Source organism: Bacillus sp. S4, from assembly GCF_040838205.1.
GTDB lineage: Bacteria > Bacillota > Bacilli > Bacillales > Bacillaceae_G > Bacillus_A > Bacillus_A cereus_U.
Genome location: NZ_JBFPJI010000183.1, coordinates 1 through 6,591, shown reverse-complemented (window position 1 = coordinate 6,591; position 6,591 = coordinate 1). Strand labels below are relative to the sequence as shown.

Below are 6,591 nucleotides of genomic sequence, written 5' to 3'. Positions count from 1 at the left end.
TATATATACAAATTGGAGAAATGGGGGAGCGCTATGCGCGATTACTTAATTAAGCCACTTGTTGGTCAGCCGTATCCAATGATTTCACATGGAAAAGGTGTTTATTTATATGATCAAAACGGAAATAAATATTTTGATGGTTCGTCAGGAGCGATTACGGCAGGTATTGGACATGGCGTAACAGAGATTGCGGAAGTTATTAAAAAACAGGCAGAGGAGATTGCGTTCGTTTATAGATCACAGTTTACGAGTGAACCGGCTGAAAAATTAGCGAAGAAGTTGAGTGATTTAAGTGTAGGAGATTTGAACTGGAGCTTTTTTGTGAATAGTGGTACGGAAGCAAATGAAACAGCTATGAAAATCGCAATTCAGCATTTTCAGGAGCGTGGCATTCAAGGGAAACATAAAATTTTGTCACGGTGGATGAGCTATCACGGGATTACAATGGGAGCTTTATCTATGTCTGGGCATCCACTGCGCAGACAACGTTTCGTTTCTATTTTGGAAGATTATCCGACTATTCCAGCGCCATATTGTTTCAGATGTCCTGTACAAAAGGTATATCCAACATGTCAACTTTCTTGTGCGACTGAACTAGAAAGAGCGATTGATCGAATTGGTGCAGAGCATATTGCAGCTTTTATTGCTGAACCGATTATCGGAGCTGCTGGAGGCGCGATTGTCCCGCCGAAAGAATACTATAAAGTAATTAAAGATATTTGTAGTCATTACGATATATTATTTATTGCGGATGAAGTAATGACTGGACTTGGTCGTACTGGTGCATGGTTTGCTATGGAGCACTGGGGTGTAGAACCGGATATTATGACGCTTGGTAAGGGGCTAGGAGCGGGTTATACACCAATGGCAGCGACAATTGTAAGTGACCGTGTTATGGAGCCGATTTTACATGGATCACGTTCTGTAATGAGCGGACATACGCTTAGTGCAAATCCATTGTCTGCAGCAACGGCTTTAGCTGTTATTGAATATATGGAGAAACATAATTTACCTGAAAAAACAGCAGAAAAGGGAGAGTATTTATTAAAAGGTTTGCAGAAAGTTCAACAACAATCGACAATCATTGCCGATGTGCGTGGAAAAGGGTTGCTAATTGGAATAGAATTGCAACCTTTTACAAAGGCATCAGAGCTTATTTCAGTTGCTGCTAAAAATGGACTGCTCTTATACCAAGCTGTTTCAGGGCAAGCAGGAAAAGAGGATAGTGCACTGCTTGTTGCACCACCAATGACAACTACATATTCTGAGTTAGATGAATTACTTTCAATTTTTGTACAGAGCGTGGAAGAGATGATGCAAAAAGGAGGGCATAGTATCGCATGACAACCATTACAAATACATTCGGTAAATTAAAAGAAATAGAGGAAGTAATTTCTTTGTTCCATGATGATATGACATTAATGTTTGGGGGATTTGGAGGAATCGGATCCCCACCATCTTTAATTCAAGCTGTTTTAGATAAAGGTATTACAAATTTAAATTTAATAGGAAATGATACTGGATTTCCTGATGTAGGAATCGGTCGTCTTGTTACGAATGAAAGGGTTAAATCTTTAGTTACTTCTCATATTGGGTCAAATCCAAATGCGGGAAGACAATTAAATGAAGGAAGATTGCAAATTGAATTCTCTCCGCAAGGAACACTCGCAGAGCGTATTCGCGCTGGCGGTGTAGGGCTTGGTGGTATTTTAGTTGATGTTGGTGTTGATACGATTGTAGAAGAAGGAAAACGAACAGTTGAAATGAATGGAAAGACATATTTAGTTGAAACAGCTTTAACGGCTGAAGTCGCAATTGTATATGCGAAAAAAGCGGATCCGTTTGGCAATCTTGTATTTGATAAAAGCGCTCGTAATATGAATCCACACGTAGCTATGGCTGGTGACATAACGATTGTAGAAGCAGAAGAAATTGTTCCACTTGGAAGTTTAGATCCAGAAGAAATTGTCGTCCCAGGTGTATTTGTAAATTATATCGTGCCATCGGAAGGAGTGAATTGGAAATGGGTATGGGCGTAGAAGTAAGAGATAAGATTGCAAGACGTGCAGCGAAAGAAATTCAAAATGGTATGCTTGTAAATTTAGGTATTGGGATTCCATCGCTTGTACCGAATCATTTGCCAGAAGATATGAATGTTATGTTTCATGCGGAAAACGGTATTGTTGGTATGGGACCAACGCCAAGTAAAGGGAATGAAGATGAGAATTTATGTAACGCAGCCGGTTTACCAACATCTCTCATTACAGGAGCAAGTTATTTTGATAGCTGCATGGCATTTGGCATGATTCGAAAAGGATTACTTGATGTTACGATACTTGGTTCGTTACAAGTAAGTGAAAATGGTGATTTAGCGAACTGGATTGTACCAGGAAAACGTGTTCCAGGTATTGGAGGAGCGATGGATTTAGCGCAAAAAGCGAAGCGGGTCGTTGTTGTGATGAATCATGTTGATAAATACGGAAATGCAAAGATTGTTTCGGAATGTACATTGCCATTAACCTCGAAAAAATGTGTAGATTTAATTATTACAGACATGGCTGTCATGGAAGTGACTCCAAGAGGACTTGTCTTACAAGAATTAATGAGTCCGTACACTGTAGAAGATGTAAAACGACATACGACAGCTGATTTTCATATAAGCTCAAATTTACTAGTAATTGAATGAGGGGAGTTGTAATATATGGAGCAATTAAAAAAACAAGTTTGTGATTATATTGAGAGTCATGAAGAAGAGAGCGTAAAATTTTTAACACGATTAATTCAAGAAAAGAGCGTATCTGGTGATGAAAGTGGTGCGCAGGCAATTGTTATTGAAAAGTTGCGTGAGTTAGGTCTAGACCTTGATATTTGGGAGCCTGCTTTTAATGAAATGAACGATCACCCTTATTTCGTATCACCTCGTACAAGTTTTACAGATAGCCCGAACATTGTAGCGACTTTAAAAGGAAGTGGCGAAGGGAAATCTATGATTTTGAACGGGCATATTGATGTCGTGCCAGAAGGGGATGTAAATCAGTGGGATCATCATCCATACAGTGGAGAGAAAATAGGAAACCGCATATATGGACGTGGAACAACAGATATGAAAGGCGGCAATGTCTCACTTATGCTTGCGATGGAAGCGATTGTTGAATCTGGTATTGAACTAAAAGGTGATATACATTTTCAAAGTGTAATAGAAGAAGAGAGCGGTGGGGCAGGAACATTAGCCGCTATTTTACGAGGATATAAGGCAGATGGCGTTATTATTCCTGAGCCGACGAATATGAAGTTTTTCCCGAAACAACAAGGGTCAATGTGGTTTCGTCTACATATAAAAGGCAAAGCAGCACACGGTGGTACACGGTATGAAGGAGTAAGTGCAATTGAAAAAAGTATGTTTGTTGTAGATCATTTGAGAAAATTAGAAGAGAAGAGAAACGGTCGAATTACAGATCCGTTATTTAAGGGGATTCCGATTCCGATTCCAATTAACGTTGGGAAAATTGAAGGGGGAAGCTGGCCAAGTTCTGTTCCCGATTCATTAATTTTAGAAGGAAGATGTGGTATTGCGCCGAATGAGACTATAGAGGCAGCAAAAGAAGAGTTTGAAGGCTGGATTGGTGAATTAAAAGAAGTGGATAGCTGGTTTATAAAAAATCCTGTAGAAGTAGAATGGTTTGGAGCGAGATGGGTTCCTGGTGAACTAGAAGAAAATCATCCACTTATTACAACGCTTCAACATAACTTTGTTGAAATCGAAGGGAACGAACCGATTATAGAAGCTTCGCCATGGGGAACAGATGGAGGTTTGTTCACACAAATCGCTAACGTACCAACGATAGTATTTGGTCCAGGAGAGACGAAAGTAGCACATTATCCAAACGAATATATAGAAGTTGATAAAATGATTGCTGCCGCAAAAATAATTGCATGTACATTACTAGATTGGTGTGAGGTGAAGAAATGAAATACTATGAATCTTTTAGTGAACAGACAAAGCATTACACAGTAGAAGGGGTTTTAGATTATTTTAATAAACGTGTTAGAGTTGATCACTATACAGGAAATGTTGAAAGTATTATACAAACAATCGATGAATTAGCAGAGAAACATTCTTTCACTAAATGTATTATTAAAGGAAAGGGAGAGCATGTTTCAACATGGCTCTCTTTCGGTTTCTTACTGGAAGCAACGATACCTCATTATTTTCAAGGACACGATGCGCACTTCTTCGTGAAATATCATAATGATGAAAGACGAAATAGTATTCATTGGACTGAGGAAGATACCATTTTAAGTGGTGTAAAAGCAAAAGAAGTGAAAGAAAAAATAGTCCCAGAGGAATTTGTGTTAAGAAAAGCGACAGAAGAGGATGCGGAAGAATTAGCAATTGTCTTTGGAAAAGTATTTGAAGTTTATCCGACACCTTTAAATGATGCGAGTTATGTAAAGCAGACGATGAAGGAAGACGATACAATTTACTATGTTTATGAATTCGAGGGGAAAATTATTAGTACAGCATCTGCTGAAATGAACGTGAAAGAAGGTAATGCAGAATTAACGAATTGTGCTACATTACCTGAATATCGAAAACATGGTTTCATGAAAAGTCTGTTAATTAAATTGGAGGAAGAGCTCCAAGAAAAATCTATTTTTTGTTCTTATACAATTGCTCGCTCGCTATCTTTCGGTATGAATGCAGCCTTTCATCAATTAGGCTATACATATACGGGAAGGCTTGCGAATAATTGCTACATTTTTGATAAGTTGGAAGATATGAATATATGGGTGAAAGATTTATCCAGCTATTCGAAAGCAGTAAGACTCCCGCCTCAAAATTCGGCTGTAAAGCAAAGAAGTTAGGTGGGAGTCGGGTTAATAATCAGTGGGGATGAATAAAGCCCCACTGATTAAAGTTTCATTTAACCATAAATAAGCAATAGAAATATATATAAATTTCATCAAAATAATAGAACGGAATCGTCATGCTTATAATCGCACAGAGGGATGCCGAAAATCCGGCATGCATTTGCCAGATTTTCGGCAAGAGGGGGAATGACATTGCTAGCAGTTTCGACACAAGAAGTCATTGAAGCGATTTTGGGCAGTATTGATGAGGCTATACATGCAGTGGATGAAAATGGTATTACAATTTTTTATAATACAGTTGCTGCAAAACATGATGGATCGAAAATTGAGAATGTGCTAGGAAAACATTTATTAGAAGCATTCCCTTCATTATCTAGGGAAACGAGTACACTAATGAAAGTGTTACATACGAAAAAACCGATTGTACATCAAGTTCAGCATTATCAAAATTTAAATGGGGAAGACGTTTGTACGGTAAATACGACGCTACCTATTTTTATAGATGGAAATATTGCCGGTGCTGTTGAAATTGCGAAAGATTATTCTACAATTCAAACGCTTACTGACACAATCGTAGATTTACAATCGAAAATAAAACGGTCGACTAGCAAAAAAATGGTAAAAAAGCATGTTGCATTCGAGACAATTGTAACAAATGATTCCCGCTTTAAACAGACGAAAGAGTTAGCTCAAAAAGTAGCCCCAACAGATGCAAATGTTTTAATATATGGTGAAACAGGAACAGGGAAAGAGCTATTTGTGCAAGCAATTCATGAAGCTTCTAAACGGAAAAACAAGCCATTTATTGCACAAAACTGCGCAGCTTTGCCAGAGTCGCTATTAGAAAGTTTATTGTTTGGAACTACAAAAGGAAGCTATACAGGGGCAATTGAACGAGCGGGATTATTTGAACTTGTAGATGGAGGAACATTGTTTTTAGATGAACTTAATTCAATGCCACTCGATTTACAAGCGAAGATGCTACGTGTATTAGAAGATGGAGTTATTCGTCGCATTGGTGATAATAAGACGAGAAAAGTAGATGTTCGCGTTATTACTGCAATGAATCAGCCTCCAGAAGTATGTTTAAGAGAAAATAAAATTCGCACTGATTTATACTATCGATTAAATGTGTTTTCATTATATATTCCGCCGCTTCGCGAAAGAACTGAGGATGTACTGTTATTAGCATCTTACTTTTTGAAAGAATATAATAAAAGTTATAAAAAAGGTGTACTTCAAATTGATAAGGAAGCGAAAGAAAGATTACAAGCTTATCAATGGCCTGGAAATGTTCGTGAGTTAAAACATACGATTGAACATGCTGTCATTATTACGGAAGGGAATTCGTTAACAGCAAATTGCTTACCACGAACATTTCGGAAAGAGAAACTTCCGAAGAAGAAAAGTATATTACCACTTAGGGAAGCTCTTCATCAAACGGAAAAGGAATTAATAGATCAAGCATTAATTGAAACGGAAGGGAATATTTTGCAAGCAGCAAAAATATTAGGTATTCCGCGTCAAACGCTTCAATATAAACTGAGCAAGTACGACAAAACCGCCGAATAATCGGCGGTTTTTGTGTGTTTGCACCAATAAAAGAGCGTTTACATATATAACAAGTAATGAATATGATAGTAAATATCGTTTTAGTACAGTACTTAAAAATATTTATTCTCTTATATAATAGGGTATTTCTCGCATTTACTTATCAAG

Annotated in this window: 6 protein-coding genes; all 6 read left to right on the top strand. The window is 37.7% G+C overall.

The features are described 5' to 3' along the window. Positions 1–33 precede the first annotated feature (33 nt). The 6 genes from AB3X48_RS15565 (at position 34) to rocR (ending at position 6,444) form a co-directional block, all read left to right on the top strand. Positions 34–1,344, top strand: a complete 1,311-nt coding sequence (locus AB3X48_RS15565) for an aspartate aminotransferase family protein (RefSeq protein ID WP_016104758.1) — start codon at positions 34–36, stop codon at positions 1,342–1,344. Next, complete coding sequence (gene atoD / locus AB3X48_RS15560; RefSeq protein ID WP_002085805.1) at positions 1,341–2,039, top strand: acetate CoA-transferase subunit alpha; 699 nt, start codon at positions 1,341–1,343, stop codon at positions 2,037–2,039. The genes AB3X48_RS15565 and atoD overlap by 4 nt, the downstream gene beginning before the upstream one ends. Then, positions 2,024–2,686, top strand: coding sequence for a CoA transferase subunit B (locus tag AB3X48_RS15555; protein ID WP_002202118.1), 663 nt, complete (start codon positions 2,024–2,026; stop codon positions 2,684–2,686). Before atoD ends, AB3X48_RS15555 begins: the two co-directional genes overlap by 16 nt. A gap of 15 nt (positions 2,687–2,701) precedes the next feature. After that, on the top strand, positions 2,702–3,970 hold the full coding sequence (locus tag AB3X48_RS15550) for a peptidase (protein WP_016104759.1): 1,269 nt from the start codon (positions 2,702–2,704) through the stop codon (positions 3,968–3,970). After that, positions 3,967–4,866: a putative beta-lysine N-acetyltransferase gene (gene ablB / locus AB3X48_RS15545; RefSeq protein ID WP_002200607.1), complete on the top strand. Its 900-nt coding sequence runs from the start codon at positions 3,967–3,969 to the stop codon at positions 4,864–4,866. Before AB3X48_RS15550 ends, ablB begins: the two co-directional genes overlap by 4 nt. A gap of 192 nt (positions 4,867–5,058) precedes the next feature. Continuing rightward, entirely contained in the window at positions 5,059–6,444 is a 1,386-nt protein-coding gene (rocR, locus tag AB3X48_RS15540) for an arginine utilization transcriptional regulator RocR (RefSeq protein ID WP_088099037.1), read from the top strand. Positions 6,445–6,591: the final 147 nt, after the last annotated feature.